At 66.4% G+C, this 20,280-nt stretch carries 23 protein-coding genes and 1 tRNA gene; 19 read left to right on the top strand and 5 right to left on the bottom strand.

The window, feature by feature from the left end; genetic code table 11:
• The first annotated feature begins 195 nt into the window (after nucleotides 1-195).
• From FIU89_RS13460 to ureG, 9 genes are read left to right on the top strand one after another with little or no spacing between them, the layout of a single operon-like run.
• A complete protein-coding gene (locus FIU89_RS13460; protein ID WP_152493078.1) occupies nucleotides 196-1,029 on the top strand; it encodes an urease accessory protein UreD in 834 nt (277 codons plus the stop codon).
• Nucleotides 1,030-1,035: 6 nt separating this feature from the next.
• Entirely contained in the window at nucleotides 1,036-1,338 is a 303-nt protein-coding gene (locus tag FIU89_RS13455; protein WP_152493077.1) for an urease subunit gamma, read from the top strand.
• A 20-nt stretch (nucleotides 1,339-1,358) separates the two neighbouring features.
• Nucleotides 1,359-1,934, top strand: a complete 576-nt coding sequence (locus tag FIU89_RS13450) for a HupE/UreJ family protein (RefSeq protein WP_152493076.1) — start codon at nucleotides 1,359-1,361, stop codon at nucleotides 1,932-1,934.
• Nucleotides 1,935-1,938: 4 nt separating this feature from the next.
• Complete coding sequence (locus FIU89_RS13445; protein WP_152493075.1) at nucleotides 1,939-2,244, top strand: urease subunit beta; 306 nt, start codon at nucleotides 1,939-1,941, stop codon at nucleotides 2,242-2,244.
• Nucleotides 2,244-2,558 carry an antifreeze protein gene (locus FIU89_RS13440; RefSeq protein WP_152493074.1) on the top strand — a complete coding sequence of 105 codons (315 nt, stop codon included), beginning with the start codon at nucleotides 2,244-2,246 and terminating at the stop codon, nucleotides 2,556-2,558. The genes FIU89_RS13445 and FIU89_RS13440 overlap by 1 nt, the downstream gene beginning before the upstream one ends.
• A 4-nt stretch (nucleotides 2,559-2,562) precedes the next feature.
• Nucleotides 2,563-4,323 carry an urease subunit alpha gene (ureC, locus tag FIU89_RS13435; RefSeq protein WP_152493073.1) on the top strand — a complete coding sequence of 587 codons (1,761 nt, stop codon included), beginning with the start codon at nucleotides 2,563-2,565 and terminating at the stop codon, nucleotides 4,321-4,323.
• A 5-nt stretch (nucleotides 4,324-4,328) separates the two neighbouring features.
• Complete coding sequence (locus FIU89_RS13430) at nucleotides 4,329-4,802, top strand: urease accessory protein UreE (protein ID WP_152493072.1); 474 nt, start codon at nucleotides 4,329-4,331, stop codon at nucleotides 4,800-4,802.
• Complete coding sequence (locus FIU89_RS13425) at nucleotides 4,792-5,430, top strand: urease accessory protein UreF (RefSeq protein ID WP_152493071.1); 639 nt, start codon at nucleotides 4,792-4,794, stop codon at nucleotides 5,428-5,430. The genes FIU89_RS13430 and FIU89_RS13425 overlap by 11 nt, the downstream gene beginning before the upstream one ends.
• The gene (gene ureG / locus FIU89_RS13420; RefSeq protein WP_152493070.1) at nucleotides 5,427-6,041 is read left to right on the top strand and encodes an urease accessory protein UreG; all 615 of its coding nucleotides are present in this window, start codon (nucleotides 5,427-5,429) and stop codon (nucleotides 6,039-6,041) included. The genes FIU89_RS13425 and ureG overlap by 4 nt, the downstream gene beginning before the upstream one ends.
• A 55-nt stretch (nucleotides 6,042-6,096) precedes the next feature.
• Here ureG and FIU89_RS13415 read toward each other — a convergent pair.
• A tRNA-Ser gene (locus FIU89_RS13415) sits at nucleotides 6,097-6,186 on the bottom strand.
• A 202-nt stretch (nucleotides 6,187-6,388) separates the two neighbouring features.
• Here FIU89_RS13415 and FIU89_RS13410 point away from each other — a divergent pair.
• The 10 genes from FIU89_RS13410 (at nucleotide 6,389) to FIU89_RS13365 (ending at nucleotide 15,433) form a co-directional block, all read left to right on the top strand.
• Nucleotides 6,389-7,330: an SPOR domain-containing protein gene (locus FIU89_RS13410; protein ID WP_152493069.1), complete on the top strand. Its 942-nt coding sequence runs from the start codon at nucleotides 6,389-6,391 to the stop codon at nucleotides 7,328-7,330.
• A 14-nt stretch (nucleotides 7,331-7,344) separates the two neighbouring features.
• Nucleotides 7,345-8,511, top strand: a complete 1,167-nt coding sequence (locus tag FIU89_RS13405; RefSeq protein ID WP_152493068.1) for a D-alanyl-D-alanine carboxypeptidase family protein — start codon at nucleotides 7,345-7,347, stop codon at nucleotides 8,509-8,511.
• A complete protein-coding gene (tmk, locus tag FIU89_RS13400) occupies nucleotides 8,508-9,134 on the top strand; it encodes a dTMP kinase (protein WP_152493067.1) in 627 nt (208 codons plus the stop codon). Before FIU89_RS13405 ends, tmk begins: the two co-directional genes overlap by 4 nt.
• Nucleotides 9,134-10,291, top strand: coding sequence for a DNA polymerase III subunit delta' (locus FIU89_RS13395; protein WP_152494516.1), 1,158 nt, complete (start codon nucleotides 9,134-9,136; stop codon nucleotides 10,289-10,291). The genes tmk and FIU89_RS13395 overlap by 1 nt, the downstream gene beginning before the upstream one ends.
• A 22-nt stretch (nucleotides 10,292-10,313) precedes the next feature.
• The gene (locus tag FIU89_RS13390; RefSeq protein WP_152493066.1) at nucleotides 10,314-11,120 is read left to right on the top strand and encodes a TatD family hydrolase; all 807 of its coding nucleotides are present in this window, start codon (nucleotides 10,314-10,316) and stop codon (nucleotides 11,118-11,120) included.
• On the top strand, nucleotides 11,120-11,917 hold the full coding sequence (locus tag FIU89_RS13385) for an MBL fold metallo-hydrolase (RefSeq protein ID WP_152493065.1): 798 nt from the start codon (nucleotides 11,120-11,122) through the stop codon (nucleotides 11,915-11,917). Before FIU89_RS13390 ends, FIU89_RS13385 begins: the two co-directional genes overlap by 1 nt.
• A 4-nt stretch (nucleotides 11,918-11,921) precedes the next feature.
• On the top strand, nucleotides 11,922-12,851 hold the full coding sequence (locus FIU89_RS13380; protein ID WP_152493064.1) for an AEC family transporter: 930 nt from the start codon (nucleotides 11,922-11,924) through the stop codon (nucleotides 12,849-12,851).
• A gap of 113 nt (nucleotides 12,852-12,964) precedes the next feature.
• The gene (locus tag FIU89_RS13375; RefSeq protein ID WP_152493063.1) at nucleotides 12,965-13,516 is read left to right on the top strand and encodes an RNA polymerase sigma factor; all 552 of its coding nucleotides are present in this window, start codon (nucleotides 12,965-12,967) and stop codon (nucleotides 13,514-13,516) included.
• Nucleotides 13,513-14,139, top strand: coding sequence for a hypothetical protein (locus FIU89_RS13370; RefSeq protein WP_152493062.1), 627 nt, complete (start codon nucleotides 13,513-13,515; stop codon nucleotides 14,137-14,139). Before FIU89_RS13375 ends, FIU89_RS13370 begins: the two co-directional genes overlap by 4 nt.
• A gap of 82 nt (nucleotides 14,140-14,221) precedes the next feature.
• Nucleotides 14,222-15,433, top strand: a complete 1,212-nt coding sequence (locus FIU89_RS13365; protein WP_172978108.1) for a S8 family serine peptidase — start codon at nucleotides 14,222-14,224, stop codon at nucleotides 15,431-15,433.
• 89 nt (nucleotides 15,434-15,522) lie between these two features.
• On the opposite strand, the gene FIU89_RS13360 is transcribed toward FIU89_RS13365, so the two are convergent.
• The 4 genes from FIU89_RS13360 to pcaD form a co-directional block, all read right to left on the bottom strand.
• Nucleotides 15,523-16,755 carry a mandelate racemase/muconate lactonizing enzyme family protein gene (locus FIU89_RS13360; RefSeq protein ID WP_152493060.1) on the bottom strand — a complete coding sequence of 411 codons (1,233 nt, stop codon included), beginning with the start codon at nucleotides 16,753-16,755 and terminating at the stop codon, nucleotides 15,523-15,525.
• Between the two features lie 223 nt (nucleotides 16,756-16,978).
• Nucleotides 16,979-18,064, bottom strand: coding sequence for a zinc-binding dehydrogenase (locus FIU89_RS13355; RefSeq protein ID WP_152493059.1), 1,086 nt, complete (start codon nucleotides 18,062-18,064; stop codon nucleotides 16,979-16,981).
• A gap of 52 nt (nucleotides 18,065-18,116) precedes the next feature.
• The gene (locus FIU89_RS13350) at nucleotides 18,117-19,355 is read right to left on the bottom strand and encodes a TCR/Tet family MFS transporter (protein WP_152493058.1); all 1,239 of its coding nucleotides are present in this window, start codon (nucleotides 19,353-19,355) and stop codon (nucleotides 18,117-18,119) included.
• Nucleotides 19,356-19,434: 79 nt separating this feature from the next.
• A complete protein-coding gene (pcaD, locus tag FIU89_RS13345) occupies nucleotides 19,435-20,223 on the bottom strand; it encodes a 3-oxoadipate enol-lactonase (protein WP_152493057.1) in 789 nt (262 codons plus the stop codon).
• Nucleotides 20,224-20,280: the final 57 nt, after the last annotated feature.

The following is a 20,280-nucleotide window of genomic DNA, read 5'->3' as shown; positions in this document are numbered from 1 at the left end:
GTAAATACGCAGACTCAACCTTCTGAGCCTGTGTGTTCTGCGGGTATCGAATGTGCCTGGAAATGCAGCATAGGCGCAAAAATATGCCACTTTCTTAATCGTCGGGGGCAAGGCATCATGTGGAACGACCGCTTGATGTGGAATAGGCGCGCCCCTTGGTGCTGGCTTTGCGCGTTGCGAACTCGGAAAGCTGCCATGCTTCTTGCCCCGGATATCACTGCCCATGCGGACGGTCCGGCCCTGCCGCGGGCCCGAGGGAGTTTGCGCGTCGCGTCCAAGCTGCGGGATGGGAAAAGTGCGCTGGACAGGCTGCACAGCGCGGGCTGTGCGCGGGCGCTTTTTCCGCGCCGGACGGACGCGTTGGAGGCGATCGTGGTGAATACCTCGGGCGGTCTGACCGGAGGAGACCGTTTCGATATCGAGGCCACTGCGGGGGCGGGCAGCCGGCTTGTCGTCACGACCCAGGCGGCCGAGCGGGCGTATCGCAGCAATTCGGGCCGGGCGCGGGTGCGGTCGCGACTGCATGTCGAGGCGGGCGCGACGCTGTGTTGGTTGCCTCAGGAACTGTTGGTGTTCGACCGTGCTGCGCTGGACCGGCGGTTGGAGGTCGAGATCGAGGATACGGCGGAGTTCATCATGGCAGAGCCGGTCGCGTTCGGACGCCTGAGCATGGGCGAGACGGTGACGCGGGCGGATTTCCTGGACCGCGTCAGCGTTCATCGTGACAACCGACCGCTTTACGAGGACCGCGTGGCGCTGACCGGCGACATTTCCGCGCGGCTGGGGCAGGCGGCCGTGGCGGCGGGGATGGCCGCGATGGCAAGTGCGCTTTACGTGGGGCGCCGGGCCGAGCGGCTGCTGCCAATGGTGCGGGCGCTGCTGCCGGCGACCGGGGGCGCAAGCCTTTTGCGCCCCGATGTGCTGGTGGTGCGGGTGCTGGCGCGCGACGGGTTCGAGTTGCGCCGGACGCTGTGCCCGGTGCTCGAGGCGCTGTCGAACGCGGCCCTGCCAAGATCCTGGAGGCTTTGACCCAAGATGCAACTGACGCCCAGAGAGAAAGACAAGCTGATGGTGGCCATGGCCGCGGAGGTGGCTCGCAAGCGATTGGCACGGGGGGTCAAGCTGAATTACCCCGAGGCGATTGCGCTGATCACCGACGCCGTGGTCGAAGGCGCCCGCGACGGGCGTTCTGTCGCCGACATGATGGAGGCCGGGGCCGAGGTCATCAGCCGGGGCGACTGCATGGAGGGCGTGCCCGAGATGATCCACGAAGTGCAGGTCGAAGCCACCTTTCCCGACGGCACCAAGCTTGTCACAGTACATAACCCAATTCGCTGACCCGACAGGAGACCTGACCCATGCGACGCCTTGCTTTCACCCTCATCCCTGCCGTGCTGGCCGCTGGCCCCGCGTTCGCACACCTTGATCCGGGGGCGCACGGGTCCTTCGCCGCGGGGCTTTCGCACCCGGTGTTCGGCGCGGACCATATCCTGGCGATGGTCGCGGTGGGCCTGTGGGCTGCAAGCCTAGGCGGGCGGGCGTTCGTGGCCCTGCCGGTGGGATTTGTGGGGGCGATGGCGCTGGGGTTCCTGCTGTCGCTGGCTGGTCTGCCGCTGCCGATGGTCGAGCCGATGATCCTGGTGTCCGTCCTTGTCCTCGGCGTGCTGGTTGCCGCGGCGGCGCGGGTGCCGCTGTCGGCGGCGGTCGCGATCACGGCGGCGTTGGGCGTGTTTCACGGTCACGCGCACGGGACCGAGATCGGCGGCGCGGGGGCGCTGGCCTATCTCGCGGGCTTTGTCGCAGCGACGACGGCGTTGCACGCGCTGGGGGCCACCGCAGGCTGGGCGCTGGGCCGTTTCGGAGGGGCGCTGCTGACACGCGGGGCAGGGCTGGCTGTCGCGATCGGCGGCTCTGCCCTCGTCATGGCGGGGTGAGGCGATGATCCCCGGAGAGATTTTTCCCGCCGAGGGTACGCTGGAGCTGAACTCGGACCGGCAGGCGATCACGCTGGAAGTCGCCAATACCGGCGACCGGCCCGTTCAGGTCGGCAGTCATTATCATTTTGCCGAGACCAACCCGGCGCTGGATTTCGACCGCGAAGCGGCAAGGGGGCACCGTCTGGACATCGCCGCCGGCACCGCCGTGCGGTTCGAGCCGGGCCAGCGCCGCGAGGTGCAGCTGATCCCGATTGGCGGAAGGCGGCGGGTCTACGGCTTCAACGGCGCCGTCATGGGGGATCTGTGATGGCTCGTGTGCTGACGCCGGTCGACCTGTGGTCGAATGCCTTTCAGGCCGCGATGATCGTGGCCGAGGCGCAGGCGGTCATCGCCATGCGCATGTGGGGGCTTGCCGGTGTCTGGTCGGTCACCCCGTCCGAGAACAGTCGCATGGTCAGCGAAAAGGCCTTTGCCCTGACGCGCGCCGCGACGGATGCCGGGACGGCCGCGTTGCGTGGTCGCCGGGCGGATCAGGTCGTCGCCGCGGCCATGAAACCGATCCGGCAAAAGACCCGCGCCAATGCCCGCCGCCTGGCCAAGCGTGGATACAAAAAGAGGTAAGCCCATGCCCGCACGCGTCTCACGTTCCGAATACGCCGCCATGTTCGGCCCCACGACGGGCGACAGGCTGCGCCTGGCCGATACCGACCTGATCATAGAGGTCGAAAGCGACCTGACTGCACTGAATGCCGGGGCCGCCACGACGGGCGGAACCGGCGGCAACGCGGCGTTTTACGGTGAAGAAGTCAAGTTCGGCGGCGGCAAGGTGATCCGCGACGGGATGGGCCAAAGCCAGTTGACGCGCGCGGCAGGGGCGATGGATACGGTCATCACCAACGCGCTGATCCTGGACTATACCGGTATCTACAAGGCGGATGTGGGTCTGAAGGACGGCGCGATTATCAAGATCGGCAAGGCGGGCAACCCCGATACGCAGCCCGGTGTCGATATCGTGATCGGTCCGGGCACCGAGATCATCGCGGGCGAGGGGCGTATCCTGACCGCCGGCGGCTTTGACAGCCATATCCATTTCATCTGCCCGCAACAGATCGAGGATGCGCTACATTCGGGACTGACGACGATGCTGGGCGGTGGCACTGGACCTGCGCACGGCACGCTGGCCACCACCTGCACGCCGGGGCCGTGGCACCTGGGGCGGATGTTGCAGTCCGCCGATGCGTTCCCGATGAACCTGGCCTTTGCCGGTAAGGGCAACGCCTCGCTGCCCGCTGCGCTGGAGGAACAGGTGATGGCCGGGGCCTGCGCGCTGAAGCTGCACGAGGACTGGGGCACCACCCCGGCCGCCATCGATTGCTGCCTGTCGGTGGCCGATGCGATGGACGTGCAGGTGATGATCCACACCGACACGCTGAACGAATCCGGGTTCGTCGAGAACACTGTGGCGGCCATGAAAGGCCGCACGATGCACGCCTTCCACACCGAGGGTGCGGGCGGAGGCCATGCGCCGGACATCATCAAGATCTGCGGGCAGTCCAACGTGCTGCCGTCCTCGACCAACCCGACGCGGCCCTTCACGGTGAACACGCTGGAAGAGCATCTGGACATGCTGATGGTGTGCCACCACTTGGACAAGTCGATCCCCGAGGACATCGCCTTTGCCGAAAGTCGCATCCGGCGCGAAACCATCGCTGCCGAGGACATCCTGCACGACATGGGCGCGTTCAGCATCATCGCCTCGGACAGCCAGGCGATGGGCCGGGTGGGCGAGGTGATCATCCGCACCTGGCAGACCGCCGACAAGATGAAGAAACAGCGTGGAGGGCTGGAAGACGAGACCGGCGACAACGACAACCTTCGGGTTCGCCGCTATGTCGCCAAGTACACGATCAACCCGGCCATCGCGCATGGCATTTCCGATCACATAGGGTCGATCGAGGAAGGCAAGCGCGCCGATCTCGTGCTTTGGAAACCGGCCTTTTTCGGGGTGAAGCCCGAGATGGTGCTGATCGGCGGCTCGATCGCCTGTGCGCAGATGGGCGACCCCAATGCCTCGATCCCGACGCCGCAGCCGGTCTATACGCGCCCCATGTTCGGGGCCTATGGGCGCGCGCTGCACGCTTCCGCCGTCACCTTCGTATCGGCGGCGGCGCATGACGACGGCATCGGCGATACGCTCGGGATCGCCAAGCAGACCCTGCCGGTGCAAAACACCCGTGGCATCGGCAAAGCAGATCTGAAGCTGAACGATTCCTGCCCCGAGATCGACGTGAACCCCGAAACCTACGAAGTGCGTGCCAACGGCGAGCTGCTGACCTGCGAGCCGGCCAGCGAACTGCCGATGGCGCAGCGCTATTTCCTGTATTGAGTCCCATGACAGACCTCCCGATCGCCCAACACCTCCGCAAGGCCGGAACCTGGACCGGAGACGCCGCGCTGTGCGCGTTGTCATACGAGGATCGTTTTTTCCGACGACGCAAGCTTACCGTGGAAGAAGGGTGGTCGCTTGTGGCCGATTTCGAGCATACGGTGTCCCTGGACGACGGAGACGCCTTGGAAACCACCGACGGGCGGCTGGTCCGGATCGTCGCGGCCCCGGAGGCGTTGTTGGCAGTATCAGGGTCCGACTTGGCGAGATTGGCCTGGCATATCGGCAACCGGCACACGCCCTGCCAGGTGGAAGCCCACCGGCTCTTGATCCGCGACGATCCGGTGATCGCGCATATGTTGGCCCATCTGGGTGCAACGTTCACCCTGGTCACCGAACCTTTCAAACCCGAGGGCGGTGCCTATGGGCATGGCAGGACCCACAGCCACGAACACGGGGCCACGGCGCATGCACACTGACGCGGGTCTTCTGACACTGGCACAATGGCTGTCCCCGGCCTATCCCATCGGCGCCTTTGCCTGGTCGCATGGGATAGAACAGGCCATCCGGGATGAGCAAATCAGGGATGCCGAGACGCTGCAGGCATGGCTGCGCACCAGCCTGACCGAAGGCGCGGGCTGGACGGACGCGATCTGGTTGCGGCTTGCTGCCGGGGCAGGTGACGTGACCGAGATCGACGCGCAGGCCCGCGCCTTCGCGCCCTCCGCCGAACGCCTGTCCGAGACGGTGCGGCAGGGAATGGCCTTCGTGCACACGACCAATGCCGTCTGGCGGCTTGACCTTCCGGGCCTGACCTTGCCGGTTGCCACGGGGCGGGCGGCGCACCTGATGAACCTCGACATCGACGCCTGCGTGCTGCTCTACCTGCAAACCTTCCTGTCCAACCTTGTCTCCGCGGCCCTTCGCCTGATGCCGCTTGGCCAGACAGACGGGCAGCGCGTCTTGGCGGCGCTTCAGGGGGACCTGCGTCGTGTCGAAGCCGAGACACGGGGTGCAGAGATCGACGATGTCTTCAGCAACGCTTTCCTGTCCGACATCGCGTCGATGCGGCATGAAACTCTCGAACCAAGGCTGTTTCAGTCATGACCAGGATGAACGGACCCTTGCGCATCGGAATCGGCGGGCCGGTCGGCGCCGGCAAGACGACGTTGACCGCCCGTCTGTCTGAGCGATTGAAAGACGCGTACTCGATCGGGGTGATCACCAACGACATCTACACCCAGGAAGATGCCGAAGCGCTTATGCGCATGCAGATCCTGCCCTCGGACCGGATCATCGGAGTCGAGACCGGGGGCTGTCCGCACACTGCGATCCGCGAAGACGCGTCCATAAACCTGGCCGCCGTCGCCGAAATGCGCGAACGTCATCCCGATGTCGAGGTGGTGCTGATCGAGTCGGGCGGTGACAACCTGTCCGCAACGTTCAGCCCGGAACTGGCCGACCTGACGGTCTATGTGATCGACACGGCCGCGGGCGAGGAGATACCGCGCAAGGGCGGCCCGGCGATAACGCGCTCGGACATCCTGGTGATCAACAAGACGGACCTGGCACCGCATGTGGGCGCGTCGCTCGAGGTGATGCGAACCGACGCCGCGCGGGTGCGTCAAGGTCGCCCTTTCATCTTCACGTCGCTCAAGGCAGGCACCGGCGCTGACGAGGTATTGCACGAAATCAAGGCGATGTCCGGTCTCGTTTGAAGGCGGAAAAGGAAACTTCAAATTCAAGCCGTGACGTATGCGTTCACAGGCATGCTGGCGGAGGCTCAGGGATTCGAACCCTGGGGACGCTTTCACGCCCGCCGGTTTTCAAGACCGGTGCATTCGACCACTCTGCCAAACCTCCGCGTCCGCGTGTGTTACTGTGGCTTTCGCGATTCTGAAAGTCATCAGTTGACGAGGAAAAACGCCGAAATGGCTTTGCGGACTTCCCAGAACGGTCCTGACCGGCTATTCTGCGCACAAACGCAGGTATCTGCGTGCTCGAGCAAACGTCGGAAAACCGGCACCCGCATCTAATACGGTGCATGACAGGCAAGGGACGAAACATGACATTTCAATGGACGGGCAAAGGGGCGCGTGCGCGCCTGATCACCGCCTCCAGCGCAATTGCGCTGGTTCTGAGCGGATGCACCGAGGGCGGAGAATTCGGCCTTTTCAAATCGCAGGCCGGTGGTGACACGGAGGACGTGACCTCGGCCGACAACTCGGTCAAGCTGATCGAGCGTGACGTGGAGGCGCCGGACGTCTTCCAGGTGACCGACAAGGGCCTGTGGGACGGACGCCCGTCGCTGGGCGGCGTGTGGGTCGCGCACCCGGATGTGCAGGAGCCCGAACGCGTCATTATTCGCAATACCAAGAACGGCAAGTTCGTCATCGGCGCATTGTTCCGCCGCGAACGCAGCAACCCGGGCCCGATCCTGCAGGTCTCGTCCGATGCCGCCGACGCGCTGGGCATGCTGGCGGGGGCTCCGTCGCAGCTCAATGTCACGGCCCTGCGCCGCGAATCCGCCCCTGATCCCGAGGCCCTGGCCGCCGCCGAGACCGAGGGCGAGGCAGGCACGCTGGCGCCTGCTTCTGTCGAACAGACCACGCTGGAGCCCCTGGCCGGGGCAGCCGCCGCGATCGAAAGCGCCGAGGCCGCCGAGCCGGTGCGCCCGGCCACCCAGACCGCGGGCGCGACCGCAGCCGTGGCCACCGAACCGGCCCCCACACCGACCCCCGCCGCAGCGACGCCGGTCCGGTCCGGGTCGTCCCTGTCAAAGCCGTATTTGCAGATCGGCATCTTCTCGGTTGAGCAGAATGCGCGGAATACCGCCACCGCCATGCGCCAGGAAGGCATGGTCCCGATCGTTAAAAAACAGAGCTCACAGGGCAAGACCTTCTGGCGCGTGATCGTCGGACCGGCCCAAAGCAAGTCCGAACAATCTGTCCTGTTGAAAAAGGTCAAGGACGTTGGTTTTGATGATGCATACGCTGTAACCAACTGATACGGGACCTGCCCATGACCCTTATTGCACGACTTGTGACCGCCTGTGTCGCGGTGATTGCGCTTTCCTTGCCGGCGCAGGCGTTCGACACCAGCGCCAAGGCCGCGTATGTGAAGGATCTGGGCACCGGCACGGTGCTGCTCAGCCGCAATGCTGACGAACCCCTGCCGCCGGCGTCGATGTCCAAGCTGATGACGCTTTACGTGGCCTTCGAGGCCATCCGGGATGGGCGGCTGTCGCTGCAGGAGAAACTTCCCGTGTCGGAGCATGCCATGAGCTATGGCGGCTCGACCATGTTCCTGGACACGACCGACCGGGTGAGCGTCGAGGACCTGCTGCGCGGCATCATCGTGCTGTCGGGCAATGACGCCTGCGCGGTGATTGCCGAGGCGCTGAGCCCCGATGGCACCGAAGCGGGGTTTGCCCGGTTCATGACGCAGCGGGCGCAAGACATGGGCATGACCAATTCGACCTTCGCGAACTCCAACGGTTGGCCCGCCGCGGGCCACCGGATGAGCATGCATGACCTGGCCATCCTGGCCGAGCGCCTGATCGTGGATTTCCCCAACTTCTATCCGATGTTCGCCGAGACGACCTATGAGTTCGACGGGCGCGCGCCGCAGAACACGCAGAACCGCAACCCGCTGCTGAAACTGGGCATCGGGGCGGACGGTCTGAAGACCGGGCACACAGAGGCGGCAGGCTATGGTCTGACCGGCTCGGCCGAGCAGGGCGGGCGCCGCGTGGTGTTCGTGCTGTCGGGATTGGACACTGCAGCCCAAAGAGCACAAGAGGCGGAAGCCCTTGTGAACTGGTCCTTTCGCCAATTTGCCGAAAAAGAGATCGTCAAGGCCGGCAGCGAAGTCTCGCGCGCCGACGTCTGGATGGGAAGCGCGGCAACCGTAGGGCTGACGCCCGCGAAGGACCTGACCACGCTGGTGCCGGTGCTGGGGTCGGACAACATGACCGCCGAAGTCGTCTATGAAGGCCCGGTGAGCGCGCCCATTTCGCAGGGTGACGAACTGGCCCAGCTGGTCTTTACGCCCGAGGGCCTGCCCGAGATGCGCGTGCCGCTTGTGGCCGCCGAAAGCGTTGCCGTGGGCGGCTTTGCCGTGCGGCTGAAGACGGTGGCGGGCGTGCTGTTGAAACGGCTGCAACAGGGACCCGAGGGGACGCTTTGAGCGAACAGGGCCGCTTTGTCACCTTTGAGGGCATCGACGGGTCGGGCAAGTCCACGCAGGCGCGCCTGCTGGCCGAGCATTTGCAAGGCACGGGGCGTGATGTTGTCCTGACGCGAGAGCCGGGCGGCAGCGCCGGCGCCGAGGAAATCCGCAAGCTGGTGCTGGAAGGCGAGGCCGACCGCTGGTCGGCGGAGACCGAGTTGCTGCTGTTCACGGCGGCCCGCCGCGATCACCTGGAACGGTTGATCGAGCCGGCTCTGGCGGACGGCAAGGTGGTGATTTGCGACCGTTTTGCCGACAGCACACGCATGTACCAGGGTCTGAGCCGGGGCGATTTGCGCCACAAGGTCGACGCGCTGCACGACCTGATGATCGGGCGCGAGCCGGATCTGACGGTGCTGATTGACATGGACCCCGGCACGGGGCTGGAGCGCGCGCTGTCGCGCGGCGGCAGCGAGGAGCGTTTCGAGAGCTTCGGTGCCAGCCTGCAGGCGCAGATGCGGCAGGGCTTTCTGGACCTTGCCGAGGAATTTTCCGACCGGTTCATCGTGATCGACGGCAATCGCGGGATCGAAGCGATTGCGGTGGATGTACGGGCCGCGGTAGAACCGCGCCTGACATGATGGACCGTGACATCCCGCTTCCCGACCGCATCGACGGCGCGCCGCACCCGGCCGAGACGTCCCGCCTTTACGGACAGGACGGCGCACAAGGCGCGTTCGTGCAGGCGTTCAACGCGGGCCGGCTGCATCACGGCTGGCTGATCCACGGGCCGCGCGGCGTGGGCAAGGCGACGCTTGCCTGGAGGATCGCGCGCTTCCTGCTGGCGACGCCAGACCCCGAGGCGGATGGTGGAGCGCTGTTTGGCGATGCACTGCCTGCGCCCGACACGTTGGAGATTGCCGAGGATCATCCGGTCACGCGGCGCGTGCTGGCGGGGTCCGAGCCTGGGCTGCACCTTGTGCGGCGCGGCGGGCAGGGGACCAGCGACAGCGACCGGCAGAGGAATTTCGAGGAAGGCAAGTTCTCGCGCGAGATCCGGGTGGACGAGGTGCGCGACCTGGCCGATTTCGTGAACCTGAGCGCCGTGGATGGCGGGCGGCGGGTGGTCATAATCGACGCCGCAGATGAGATGAACACTTCGGCCGCGAACGCGCTTCTGAAAATGCTGGAAGAGCCGCCCGTACGCACCACGCTCTTGCTGGTCGCACATCAGCCGGCGCGGTTGTTGCCGACGATCCGCTCGCGTTGCCGCGAGTTGCGGCTGGAGCGGTTGAGCCCCGAGGACGTGATCGCGGCGCTGGACCAGGCAGGCATCGACCCGGGCGGGCAGGCGCCGGGGTTGGCGGAATTGTCGGGTGGTTCGGCCGGCGAGGCGGTGCGGCTTTACAACCTTGAAGGGCTGAAGATCTATGCCGAGATCGTCGGATTGGCGGCGAGCCTGCCGATGCTGGACCGTCCGCGCGCGATGAAACTGGCCGAGGCGGCGGCGCAGCGCGGCGCCGAGCAGAAACTGGACCTGCTGTTGGCCCTGATGGACATGTTCCTGGCCCGGGTCGCACGGGCAGGCGCCACCGGCATCATGCCGCCCGAGGCCGTGCCGGGCGAGGCCGAGGCCATCGGCAAGCTGGCGGGCAATCCGGTGCAGGCGCGGGCCTGGGCCGATTGCGCGCAGGAGGTCGGCGCGCGGGCGCGGCACGGGCGGGCGGTCAACCTTGACCCTGCCGCATTGGTGCTTGATACGGTGTTCAAGTTGCAGCAGACCGCTACATCCCTCTGAGCACCATCAGACCCAAGGCCCCATGACCGACCAAGTCCAGATCACCGACAGCCATTGCCATCTTGATTTCGAGACCTTCGACGAAGAACGCGGCGACGTCATCGCCCGCGCCGTCGAGGCCGGGGTGACGCGGATGGTCAGCATCTGCACCAAGCTGCGGCTGGAGCCGCAGGTGCGGGCGATTGCCGAGGCGCATCCGCAAGTCTTCTATGCCGCCGGCACCCACCCGATGAGCGTCGCGGATGAGCCGATGGCCACGGTCGACGAACTGGTGGCGCTGGCGCAGCATCCCAAGTTTGTGGGCATCGGCGAAACGGGGCTGGATTATCACTACACCGCCGAGAGCGCGGGTGCGCAGCAGGAAAGCCTGCGCCTGCATATCGAGGCCGCGCGCCAGACCGGGTTGCCGCTGATCATCCACGCGCGGGATGCCGACGAGGACATGGCGCGGATCCTGACCGAGGAGCACAAGGCGGGCGCATACAGTTGCGTGATGCATTGCTTTTCGTCCGGTGCGGCGCTGGGCAAGGCGGCGCTGGACCTTGGGTTCTACCTGTCGATGTCCGGCATCTCGGCCTTTCCCAAAAGCCAGGAGTTGCGCGACATATTCGCGACCGCCCCGGTGGACCGGGTCCTGGTGGAAACCGACGCGCCTTACCTCGCCCCGCCGCCCTATCGCGGCAAGCGCAACGAGCCGGCCTATACGGTTCATACGGCCAAGGTGGGCGCCGAGGTGTTCGGCCTGGACTGGCCCGATTTCGCGGCGCAGACCCAGGCCAATTTCGACCGACTGTTCTGGAAGGCCGCGCAATGGAAAGCCGCCGCCTGATGGGGGAGACACGCTTCACCATCCTGGGCTGCGGGTCGTCCGGCGGGGTGCCGCGCCTTGGCGGGCACTGGGGCGACTGCGACCCGGAAAACCCGAAGAATTACCGCCGTCGCTGCTCGATGCTGATCGAGCGCGAAGGCGAGGACGGGACCACGCGGGTGCTGATCGACACCTCGCCCGACCTGCGAAGCCAACTGCTGGATGCGGGCGTGGGCGCGCTTGACGCGGTGGTCTATACCCACGCCCACGCCGACCATGTGCATGGGCTGGACGATCTGCGGATGATCGTGTTCAACATGCGCCAGCGCCTGCCGGTCTGGGCCGATGGCGACACGCAGAATGCGCTCTATTCACGCTTTGGCTATGCCTTCACGCAGCCCGAGGACAGCCCCTATCCCCCCATCCTCGACATGCACACGATCAAGGGCGACGTGGTCATCGAAGGGCAGGGCGGGGCCGTCACCCTGCGTCCCTTCGTGGTCAACCACGGCTCGATCGACGCGCTGGGATTCCGGGTGAACGACCTTGCCTACCTGCCGGATGTCGCGGAAATTCCCGACGACAGTTGGAAGGTCCTGGAGAACCTGGATTGCTGGATTCTCGACGCGCTGCGGCGCACGCCGCACCCGACGCATTCCCACCTGGAGCAGTCGCTGGAGTGGCTGGCACGCGCCGCCCCGCGTCGCGGTGTGCTGACCAACATGCATATCGACATGGATTATCAGACCCTTGTCGCGGAAACCCCCGACCATATCACCCCGGCCTATGACGGCATGGTGATCACCTACAGGGACTAGCGCAATGCAGGCCCTGTTGGACGTCATCCTGCCGGTCTTCATGATCATCGGCTTTGGCTATGTGGCGGTCTGGCGCGGCTGGTTCAGCCAGAGCGGCGTTGAAGGGCTGATGACCTTTGTCCAGAGCTTCGCGGTTCCCTGCCTTCTGTTCGTGGCCATCTCGCGGCTGGACCTTGGCCAATACTTCGAATGGCGTATGCTGGTGAGCTTCTATGCAGGAGCCTTGGCGGGCTTTGTCCTGGGCATGCTGGGCGGGCGGTTCCTGTTCGGGCGCCCCTGGGAGGATTGCGTGGCCATCGGTTTCTGTGGCCTCTTTTCCAACTCGCTTTTGCTGGGGTTGCCCTTGACCGAACGCGCCTATGGGCCGGACGCGCTGGAGGCCAACTATGCCATCATCGCGCTGCATTCGCCCATCTGCTATGGCGTCGGGATCACGGCGATGGAGATTGTCCGCGCCAAGGGGCAGGCCGGTTCCGGGCTCGTGATGCGCGTGTTGAAGGCGATGTTTTCCAATACGCTGATCCTGGGCATTCTTCTGGGTTTTGCGGTGAATCTCAGCGGATTGCCGTTGCCGGGCACGGTGAACGACGCGCTGGACCTGCTGGTGCGCGCGGCGCTTCCGGCCGCGCTGTTCGGCGTGGGCGGGGTGCTGGCCAGCTATCGCCCGGAAGGCGACCTGCGTCTGGTTCTCTACCTGTGCCTGATCTCGCTCGTGGTGCATCCGCTGGTCACGCGCGGTCTGGGACTGGCTTTCGATCTGTCGGTGGACGCGACGCGGTCGGCGGTTCTGACCGCGGCGATGGCGCCTGGCATCAATGTCTATATCTTCGCCAGCATGTATGGGCGGGCGATGCGGGTGGCGGCGACGACTGTACTGATGGCGACGGCGCTTTCGGTGCTGACGGTCTGGGTGTGGCTGGGGCTTTTGCCCTAGGAAATGCCATGACAAGGGCAGCATGTTAGGCTTTGACCGCGCGGGCCGTCTCATTGCATCCTGTCCGCGGCGGCGCATCGGGACCCTGCGCCGTGGGAAACGGACGGGACAGTATGCAGAACAGCGAACTTGCAGAGCTTCTGAGGCGCATGGCCGCCAGTGACCGTGATGCCTTTGCCGCCTTCTACAAGGCGCTGGAAAAGCCCGTTTTCCGGTTCATCGTCTCGAAAATGAACGATCCGCACGAGGCGGCCGACATACAGCATGACGTCTTCATGGACATCTGGCGCTCGGCTGGGCGCTTCGAGGGACGGTCGACGGTGAAAACTTGGGTATTCGGTATAGCCTACAGGAAAACGATGGATCATTTTCGCAAGCACAAACGGGTCGACCTGACCGACGAGATCGACGAACGCGTGGACGACAGTCCTGACGCGGCGACCTGCCTTGCCACGGCACAGGAGGCGGAGCATCTGCGCCATTGCCTGGACCAGTTGAAGCCGCAGCACCGGGCGGCGGTGGAACTGGCCTTCTACCAGGACATGACCTATAGCGAGATCGCCACCGTGGCCGAGGTGCCGGAGGGCACGATCAAGACGCGGGTCTTTCATGCCAAGAAACTGCTGCTGCATTGCCTCTCAGGCCGGATGGAGGTGCGGTCATGACCGACGGATCGGACCTGTCCCGCGACGAGATCGAGGCGCTGCTGGTCTTTCTCGCCAATGACACGCTCGAGGGCGAGGAGCGCGCCGCCGTCGAGGCTGCTGTCGCGGCCGACCCGCAGCTGGCCGGCGAGCTTGAGGCGTTGCGGGCCATGCGCCTGAATATGCAGGCCGAGGACGTTTCGTCGCCCGGAGAATTGGGGCTGGCCCGCCTGATGCGTGAGCTCGACACCGAGGCCGCGGCGCCGGTTGTGCCGCAGGCCGGTTTGCCGGAGGCCGCGAACAGCCCGACCGCGCCCGGCAATTTCTGGAAGATCGCGGCGGTGGTTCTGTTCGGCCTGGTTGTAGCGCAGACCGCCTATATCGGTTATGATGGGGGCACTGATTTTGAACTCGCGGGCGGTGAAGAGACGACGGCGCGCGCCGAGCACACGATCCGCGTGGCCTTTGCCGAGGACGCAACCGAGGCGGACGTACGGGCGCTGCTTCTGGCGCAGGGCCTCGTGATCGTGGACGGGCCGTCGGCCATCGGGCTCTACACGCTGGCGGCGTCGGACAACGCGGCACGCACCGAGGCCGTGGCGGCGCTTCAGGCGCGGGACGATATTGTGGAAAGCGTTGAATGACATGACCTTTTTCCGGCTTCTCGTGGCGATCTTGAGCCTTTGTCTTCTTGCTATTGTGGCACCGCAAACGGCGCGAGCTGCCGTGGCCCTGCCGGACCCGGCTTGTGTCGGGACGTGCGGTCTGCCCGGTCTTGTCGAGGTGCAGCAGGGCACCGGCGGACGCGGCGGAAATGCAGGCAACAACCCGCGCACGAAACCGACCGGCGGGCTGCGCCGGGCGGCGCGGGACGAGGTGCAGGCCACCGACGGCTCGCCGGAATACGTGCTGCTGGTCAACCGGGGCCAGGCGACGGCCGCAGCGCAGGCACTGGTCAGCGCGGGCGCGACATTGCTGCGCGAACGCCCCCTGCCGCAATTCGGGCAGCAGATGTATTTCTTCGTCTTTCCGCGCACCTTGACGCTGCAGCAGGGGCGGGCGCTGTTGGCGGGCCGCACGCCTTCGGCGGTGCTGGACCTGCACAAGATTTATTTCCGGTCGGCGGGCCCGCGCGTCTATCACGCGGCGATGGTAGGCGACGCGCCGGGACAGAGCTGCCGTGTCGGGCGCAGCCTTCGCGTGGGCGTAATCGACGGTGCGGTCAACGCGGGTCACCCGGCCTTTGGCGGGGTGCGGATCGTGCGGCAGAGCTTTCTGCGCGAGGGCGCGCGCCGCACCGGGGCCAGCCATGGTACCGCCGTGGCGGGGCTGATCGCGGGCTCGGCCGGGGCCGGGCCGCTGGCGGGCCTGGCGCCGGGGGTGCAGGTCTATGCCGCCGAGGCGTTCGGGCTGGAAAAAAGCAGCGACGGCGGGCGGTTGGAGAGCGTGGCGGCCAGCCTGGACTGGCTGGTCGGCAACGGCGTCCGGCTGGTCAACATGTCGTTTTCCGGCGCGAACAACCGGGTGTTCGCCAAGCTGCTTGCGCTGGCCCAGGGACGGGGCACGGTGATCGTGGCCGCCGCCGGCAACGACCGCAGCGGTGCGCCTGTCTTTCCCGCGGCCTCGCCCGACACCATCGCCGTGACGGCGGTGGACGCGAGCGGGCGGCTTTACGGGCGGGCCAATTACGGCAACCACATCGAGTTCGCCGCGCCCGGCGTGGACCTTTACGTCGCCTGGGGCAATGGCGGCAGCTATCGCTCCGGCACGTCCTTTGCCGCGCCGGTGGTGACCGCGATCCTGGCGCGGCAGGCCTCGCGCGGGGGGCTGTCGCTGAACGGGGCGCGGGCAGTGCTGCGGCGCTCGGCGCGGGATCTTGGCCCCGGCGGGCGCGATACGCATTACGGCTATGGACTGGTCCAGTCCGGCGGCTGCTGAGCCCGATCCACGAGCCACGCAGCGGGATCAGACCACGAAGATGTTAAGCGCGTCTTAAAACGCCGGTGCGATGCCGCGCGGCGCGGCGTTCAGCCGGTCTTGACCGGGGCGCCGCCGGCAAAGGAATTGCCATTGACGTAGTCGCACGGCGCATCCTGCATCTGCAGGTGAAGGCCGTCGCCGGTGAAGGGATGCGCGCGGGCGAGATCCTCGTCCACCTCGATCCCCAGGCCGGGGGCGTCGGGCGGTGTGATGAAGCCGTCCTCGACGCGGATCTTGTTCTTTATCAATCGGTTGTGAAAGTCGGTCTCGATGGTTTCGGCCATGAGGATATTGGGGATGGAGGCCGCAAAATGCACGTTGGCGGCCCATTCCACCGGCCCGGCGTAAAGATGCGGGGCCATCTGGGCGTTGTAGACCTCGGCCATGGCGGCGATCTTCTTGGCCTCCCAGATGCCGCCCACGCGGCCCAGGGCCGGTTGCAGGATCGACGCCGCGCCGGAACGCAGGACAGGCGCGAATTCGGCCTTGGTCGTAAGGCGTTCGCCGGTGGCGACGGGGATCGAGGTGGCGGCGGCAACCTTGGCCATTTCCCCAACGTTATCAGGGGGAACGGGCTCTTCGTACCAGAGCGGATCGTAGGGCTCGATCGCCTTGGCGAGGCGGATGGCGCCCGCCGTGGTGAACTGGCCGTGGGTGCCGAAGAGAAGGTCGGCGCGGTCGCCCACGGCCTCGCGGATCGCCTTGCAGAAGGCGGCCGAGAGCGAGATGTCGGTGCCGGCGGGCATGTGGCCGCCGCGCATGGTGTAGGGGCCGGCGGGGTCGAATTTTACCGCGGTATATCCGCGGCTTAGCAAGTCGAGCGCGGACTCGGCGGCCATGTCGGGCGAGGTCCAGAACGGCGTGATGTCGTGCTGCGGGAGGGGGTAGAGGTAGGTATAGGCGCGGATGCGGTCGTTCATCCGCCCGCCCAAGAGCGCCCAGACCGGACGCTCGCGGGCCTTGCCGAGGATGTCCCAGCAAGCGATTTCCAGCCCGGAAAAGGCGCCCATGATGGTCAGATCGGGGCGCTGTGTGAAGCCCGAGGAATAGGCGCGGCGGAACATGAATTCAATGTTTTCAGGGCTTTGGCCTTGCATGTGCCGGGTGAACACGTCGGTGATGACGGCGGTCATCGCGTCGGGGCCGACGCTGGTGGCATAGCATTCGCCCCAGCCGGTGATGCCGTTATCCGTGGTCAGTTTCACCAGGATCCAGTACTGCCCGCCCCAGCCCGGCGCGGGGGGCGCGGTGACGAGGATGTCGAGGTCCTTGAGTTTCATGAAGGTCTCCCTGCTGTCGGTATGCACGGTGGCCCGGGAGGCGCGACGGGGCAAGCCGGAAATCGGGGCGATTCGGGGGAAAGGGTTAACGCCGGCTATAGCCCGAAATCGGCGTCGGTATTGCGTCGGTATCCGGGTGGTATGCCGACGGTGCGCGTCTCGTGGCCCCATTTTTCAACAGACCGCACGACGATCGCCGGAAAATGCCGCACCCGGCGGCGCACTAGCGCAGCATGATGACGTTGCGCCGGGCATTGCCGGTCTTGGTGTCGGCGATGGCGTCGTTGATCTGGTCGAGGGTCCAGCGGTTGGAGATGAGTTCATCCAGTTTCAACCGGCCTTGGCCGTAGAGGTCGATCATCCAGGGAATGTCGCGGCGGATCACCACGTCGCCCATTTTCGAGCCGACCATGCTCTGCCCGGCGGCGGCGAAGTTGGCGGCCTCGTAGGTCGATTCCGACCCCGAGGCGGGCATGCCGACCATGATGACCTTGCCGCCGCCCGCGATATAGCGGGGGGCTTCGTCATAGGCGCGGGCGGCGCCTACCGTGACCAGCACGGCGTCGGCGCCACGGCCCATCGCCTGTTTCGCGGCGCGCCAGGGTTTGTCCTGGGAGGCGAGCACGCCGTCGGTGGCGCCGAAGGCTTTCGCATCGGCCAGCTTGTCTTCGGTCATGTCGACGGCGACGATGCGGCGGGCGCCGGCGATGCGCGCGCCCTGGATGGCGTTGAGGCCGACGCCGCCCGCGCCGATCACGACCACGTCCTGACCGGCGCGCAGCTGGGCCGCGTTGACGACCGCGCCGACGCCGGTGACAACGCCGCAGGCCAGGAGCGAGGCCGCGTCCATCGCCATGCCTTCGGGGATCTTTACGACCTGGGAGTGGTGCACGACCACGTCGGTGGCAAAGGCGCCGCAGGCCATGGCCTGGTGCAGCTTGCCGCCGTCGGCTGTGGAAAGCGCGCCGTGGTCGCCGTCGAACGGGGTTTCGCAGCCCGTGGGCCGGCCCGCGCCGCAGCTGGGGCATTGACCGCAGGCGCGGATGAGCGTGACTACCACCGGGTCGCCCACGGCAAGGCCGGTCACACCGTCGCCGATGCCCGAGATGCGGCCCGCGGCCTCGTGTCCATAGACCGCCGGCAGGGACCCGCCCCAGGCACCGTCGGCATAGGAGATGTCGGAATGGCAGATCGCCACGGTTTCCAGCGCGACCTCGACTTCGTTCTGTTCAGGGCCGCGCAGGCGGACGTCCTCGATCACGAGGGGGGTGCCGAATTCGTGGCAGACGGCGGCTTTGATGGTTTTCATGATCCCTCCCGTTCTTGCTGACCGCCAGCCTGATCGGTTTTTCCGCGCGGTTTCAAGGCCGATTGCGACCTGTCGGGACGTAATCGGCGGAGGCGTGGCGCCTGCGGGTGAGAAAGAGCACGAGGCCGAGGGCCACCAGCACGAGCGCGGCGAGGAAGGGCGCGCCGGGGAGGGTGAGGGGGGCGTCGGCATGGGTGAAGGCGGCGAAGATATTGGTCATCATCAGTGGCGAGATGATCATGGCCAGCGCCCCCACCGAGGTGAAGATGCCTTGGAGCTCGCCCTGGGCATCGTGTGGCGTGCGGCGGGACATGATGGCGTGCAGGGCGGGCACGCACATGGCCGCCAGCGCCGAGACGGGGGTGAGGGCGAGGGCCAACCAGCCGGTCTGGATGACGCCCAGCACGGCGAAGCTGAGGATGGCGAAGCCGAGGGCCAGCACAACCGTTCCGGCCTCGCCCAGCCGCGCGATGGCGACGCCGATCAGCCCGGCCTGCACGGCGAAGATCGAGATGCCGAAGATGCCGAGTGAAAGCCCGATCATCGACGGGTCCCAGCCGAAGGCGGCGGTGGTGTAGTAGGACCAGATGGCGGGATAGACGTTGAACGCCAGTTGATAGAGCAGCAGGACGACCAGCAGGCGCCCGAGGCCGGGCAGGGCGCGGATCTGGCGCAGGGCGCCGAACGGATTGGCCCGGGCCCAGACGAAGGGGCGGGCGCGGTCGGGGGTTATGGTCTCGCTGAGGACCGCCCAGCCGAAGAGGAAGTTGGCGAAGGCGAGTGACGCTGCGGCATAGAAGGGCGCGCGGGGGCCGAGATCGCCCAGCAAGCCGCCGATGACGGGGCCGAGCACGAAGCCCATGCCGAAGGCCGCCGACACCAGGCCAAAGCCCGCGCCGCGCTTTTCGGGCGGCGAGGTGTCGGCCATGAAGGCGGCGGCGGTCGACTGCGTGGCCGCCATGATGCCGCCCACCAGTCGGCCCAGCACCAAGAGCCACATGGCGTGGGCCACGGCCATCACGAGGTAGTCGAGCGCGAGGATGAAGAGCGAGCCCAAGAGGATCGGCCGCCGCCCGAAGCGGTCGCTGAGGTTGCCCACCATAGGGCCGAAGAGGAATTGCATCACCGCGAAGAGCGAGGTCAGCACGCCGCCCCAGAGCGCCGCCGACGCGAGCGTGCCGCCGTCGATATCCATTATCAGCTCGGGCATCACGGGGATGATGATCCCGATGCCCATGGCGTCGATCATGACGGTGATCAGGATGAACGCTGTGGGCAGGCGCGACGACATGAAGGCTCCGGTCTGGATCTATGCATCGGACTGTAGTCGGGGCCGTTCATCGCGGAAAGGGTGCGTCGGTCGTGCGCGGTCAGATGTGGCCTGTTTCTTGCAGGAACTGCGTCAGGCGGGCGGCATAGGCCTCGGGCGCCTCGACGCAGGGCAGGTGGCCCGTGCGGCGCATTAGGTGGAACTCGGAGCCGGGAATCAATTGGGTCGTTTCGCGCACCAGATCGGGCGGGGTGGCGCCGTCCTCGGAGCCGGCGATGCCCAGGGTGGGCAGGCGCAACCCGCTGGTGGGAGTGTAGAAATCGGTGCCGGAGATCGCCGCCGAGCAGCCGATGTAACCTTCGTCTGGTTGGCCGGTGAGCATGTCGCGCCAGGTTTGCAGCTCCGGCCTGGCGAGGAAGTAGCGGGAGAACCAGCGTTCCATCGTGGCGTCGGCCAGCGCCTCGATCCCGCCCACGCGGACGGCGTCGATGCGCTCCTGCCAGAGTTTCTGGTTGCCGATCCTGGCGGCGGTGTTCGACAGGACCATGCAGCGGACGAGATCGAGGCGCTTGACCGCGAGGCCTTGCGCGATCAGCCCGCCGATGGAGAGCCCGACGAAGACGCAGTCGCGGATGTCGAGATGGTCGAGCAGCGCCTCGGCGTCGCGCACGAGGGTGCCCATGGCATAGGGCGCGGGCGGTACGCTGGTCTGGCCGTGGCCGCGCTTGTCATAGCGGATGAGGCGCAGGCCCTTTGGCAGGTGGGGCAGGATCGCGTCCCACAGGTGCAGGTCGGTGCCCAGCGAATTGGCGAAGACGAGGGCCGGGCCGTCCGCCGTGCCTTCGTCGCGGTAGTGAATGTCGATGTTGTTGAGATGAACATGGGGCATGGGCGCAAAGAGCCACACCCTGCCGGCCTTGTCCACTGCGAACGGCCCGGGAGGGAG

This window comes from Roseovarius sp. THAF27 (assembly GCF_009363655.1).
Taxonomy (GTDB): Bacteria; Pseudomonadota; Alphaproteobacteria; order Rhodobacterales; family Rhodobacteraceae; genus Roseovarius.
Note: the sequence above shows the minus strand (reverse complement) of the source record. Positions and strands in the feature narration are given on the sequence as shown.

What these genes read in the sequence shown, in the direction of transcription:
- FIU89_RS13460 (WP_152493078.1), top strand. Translation starts at nt 196, where the DNA reads ATGCTTCTTGCCCCGGATATCACTGCCCATGCGGACGGTCCGGCCCTG.
- FIU89_RS13455 (WP_152493077.1), top strand. Translation starts at nt 1,036, where the DNA reads ATGCAACTGACGCCCAGAGAGAAAGACAAGCTGATGGTGGCCATGGCC.
- FIU89_RS13450 (WP_152493076.1), top strand. Translation starts at nt 1,359, where the DNA reads ATGCGACGCCTTGCTTTCACCCTCATCCCTGCCGTGCTGGCCGCTGGC.
- FIU89_RS13445 (WP_152493075.1), top strand. Translation starts at nt 1,939, where the DNA reads ATGATCCCCGGAGAGATTTTTCCCGCCGAGGGTACGCTGGAGCTGAAC.
- FIU89_RS13440 (WP_152493074.1), top strand. Translation starts at nt 2,244, where the DNA reads ATGGCTCGTGTGCTGACGCCGGTCGACCTGTGGTCGAATGCCTTTCAG.
- ureC (WP_152493073.1), top strand. Translation starts at nt 2,563, where the DNA reads ATGCCCGCACGCGTCTCACGTTCCGAATACGCCGCCATGTTCGGCCCC.
- FIU89_RS13430 (WP_152493072.1), top strand. Translation starts at nt 4,329, where the DNA reads ATGACAGACCTCCCGATCGCCCAACACCTCCGCAAGGCCGGAACCTGG.
- FIU89_RS13425 (WP_152493071.1), top strand. Translation starts at nt 4,792, where the DNA reads ATGCACACTGACGCGGGTCTTCTGACACTGGCACAATGGCTGTCCCCG.
- ureG (WP_152493070.1), top strand. Translation starts at nt 5,427, where the DNA reads ATGACCAGGATGAACGGACCCTTGCGCATCGGAATCGGCGGGCCGGTC.
- FIU89_RS13410 (WP_152493069.1), top strand. Translation starts at nt 6,389, where the DNA reads ATGACATTTCAATGGACGGGCAAAGGGGCGCGTGCGCGCCTGATCACC.
- FIU89_RS13405 (WP_152493068.1), top strand. Translation starts at nt 7,345, where the DNA reads ATGACCCTTATTGCACGACTTGTGACCGCCTGTGTCGCGGTGATTGCG.
- FIU89_RS13395 (WP_152494516.1), top strand. Translation starts at nt 9,134, where the DNA reads ATGGACCGTGACATCCCGCTTCCCGACCGCATCGACGGCGCGCCGCAC.
- FIU89_RS13390 (WP_152493066.1), top strand. Translation starts at nt 10,314, where the DNA reads ATGACCGACCAAGTCCAGATCACCGACAGCCATTGCCATCTTGATTTC.
- FIU89_RS13385 (WP_152493065.1), top strand. Translation starts at nt 11,120, where the DNA reads ATGGGGGAGACACGCTTCACCATCCTGGGCTGCGGGTCGTCCGGCGGG.
- FIU89_RS13380 (WP_152493064.1), top strand. Translation starts at nt 11,922, where the DNA reads ATGCAGGCCCTGTTGGACGTCATCCTGCCGGTCTTCATGATCATCGGC.
- FIU89_RS13375 (WP_152493063.1), top strand. Translation starts at nt 12,965, where the DNA reads ATGCAGAACAGCGAACTTGCAGAGCTTCTGAGGCGCATGGCCGCCAGT.
- FIU89_RS13370 (WP_152493062.1), top strand. Translation starts at nt 13,513, where the DNA reads ATGACCGACGGATCGGACCTGTCCCGCGACGAGATCGAGGCGCTGCTG.
- FIU89_RS13360 (WP_152493060.1), bottom strand. Translation starts at nt 16,755, where the DNA reads ATGAAACTCAAGGACCTCGACATCCTCGTCACCGCGCCCCCCGCGCCG.
- FIU89_RS13355 (WP_152493059.1), bottom strand. Translation starts at nt 18,064, where the DNA reads ATGAAAACCATCAAAGCCGCCGTCTGCCACGAATTCGGCACCCCCCTC.
- FIU89_RS13350 (WP_152493058.1), bottom strand. Translation starts at nt 19,355, where the DNA reads ATGTCGTCGCGCCTGCCCACAGCGTTCATCCTGATCACCGTCATGATC.
- pcaD (WP_152493057.1), bottom strand. Translation starts at nt 20,223, where the DNA reads ATGCCCCATGTTCATCTCAACAACATCGACATTCACTACCGCGACGAA.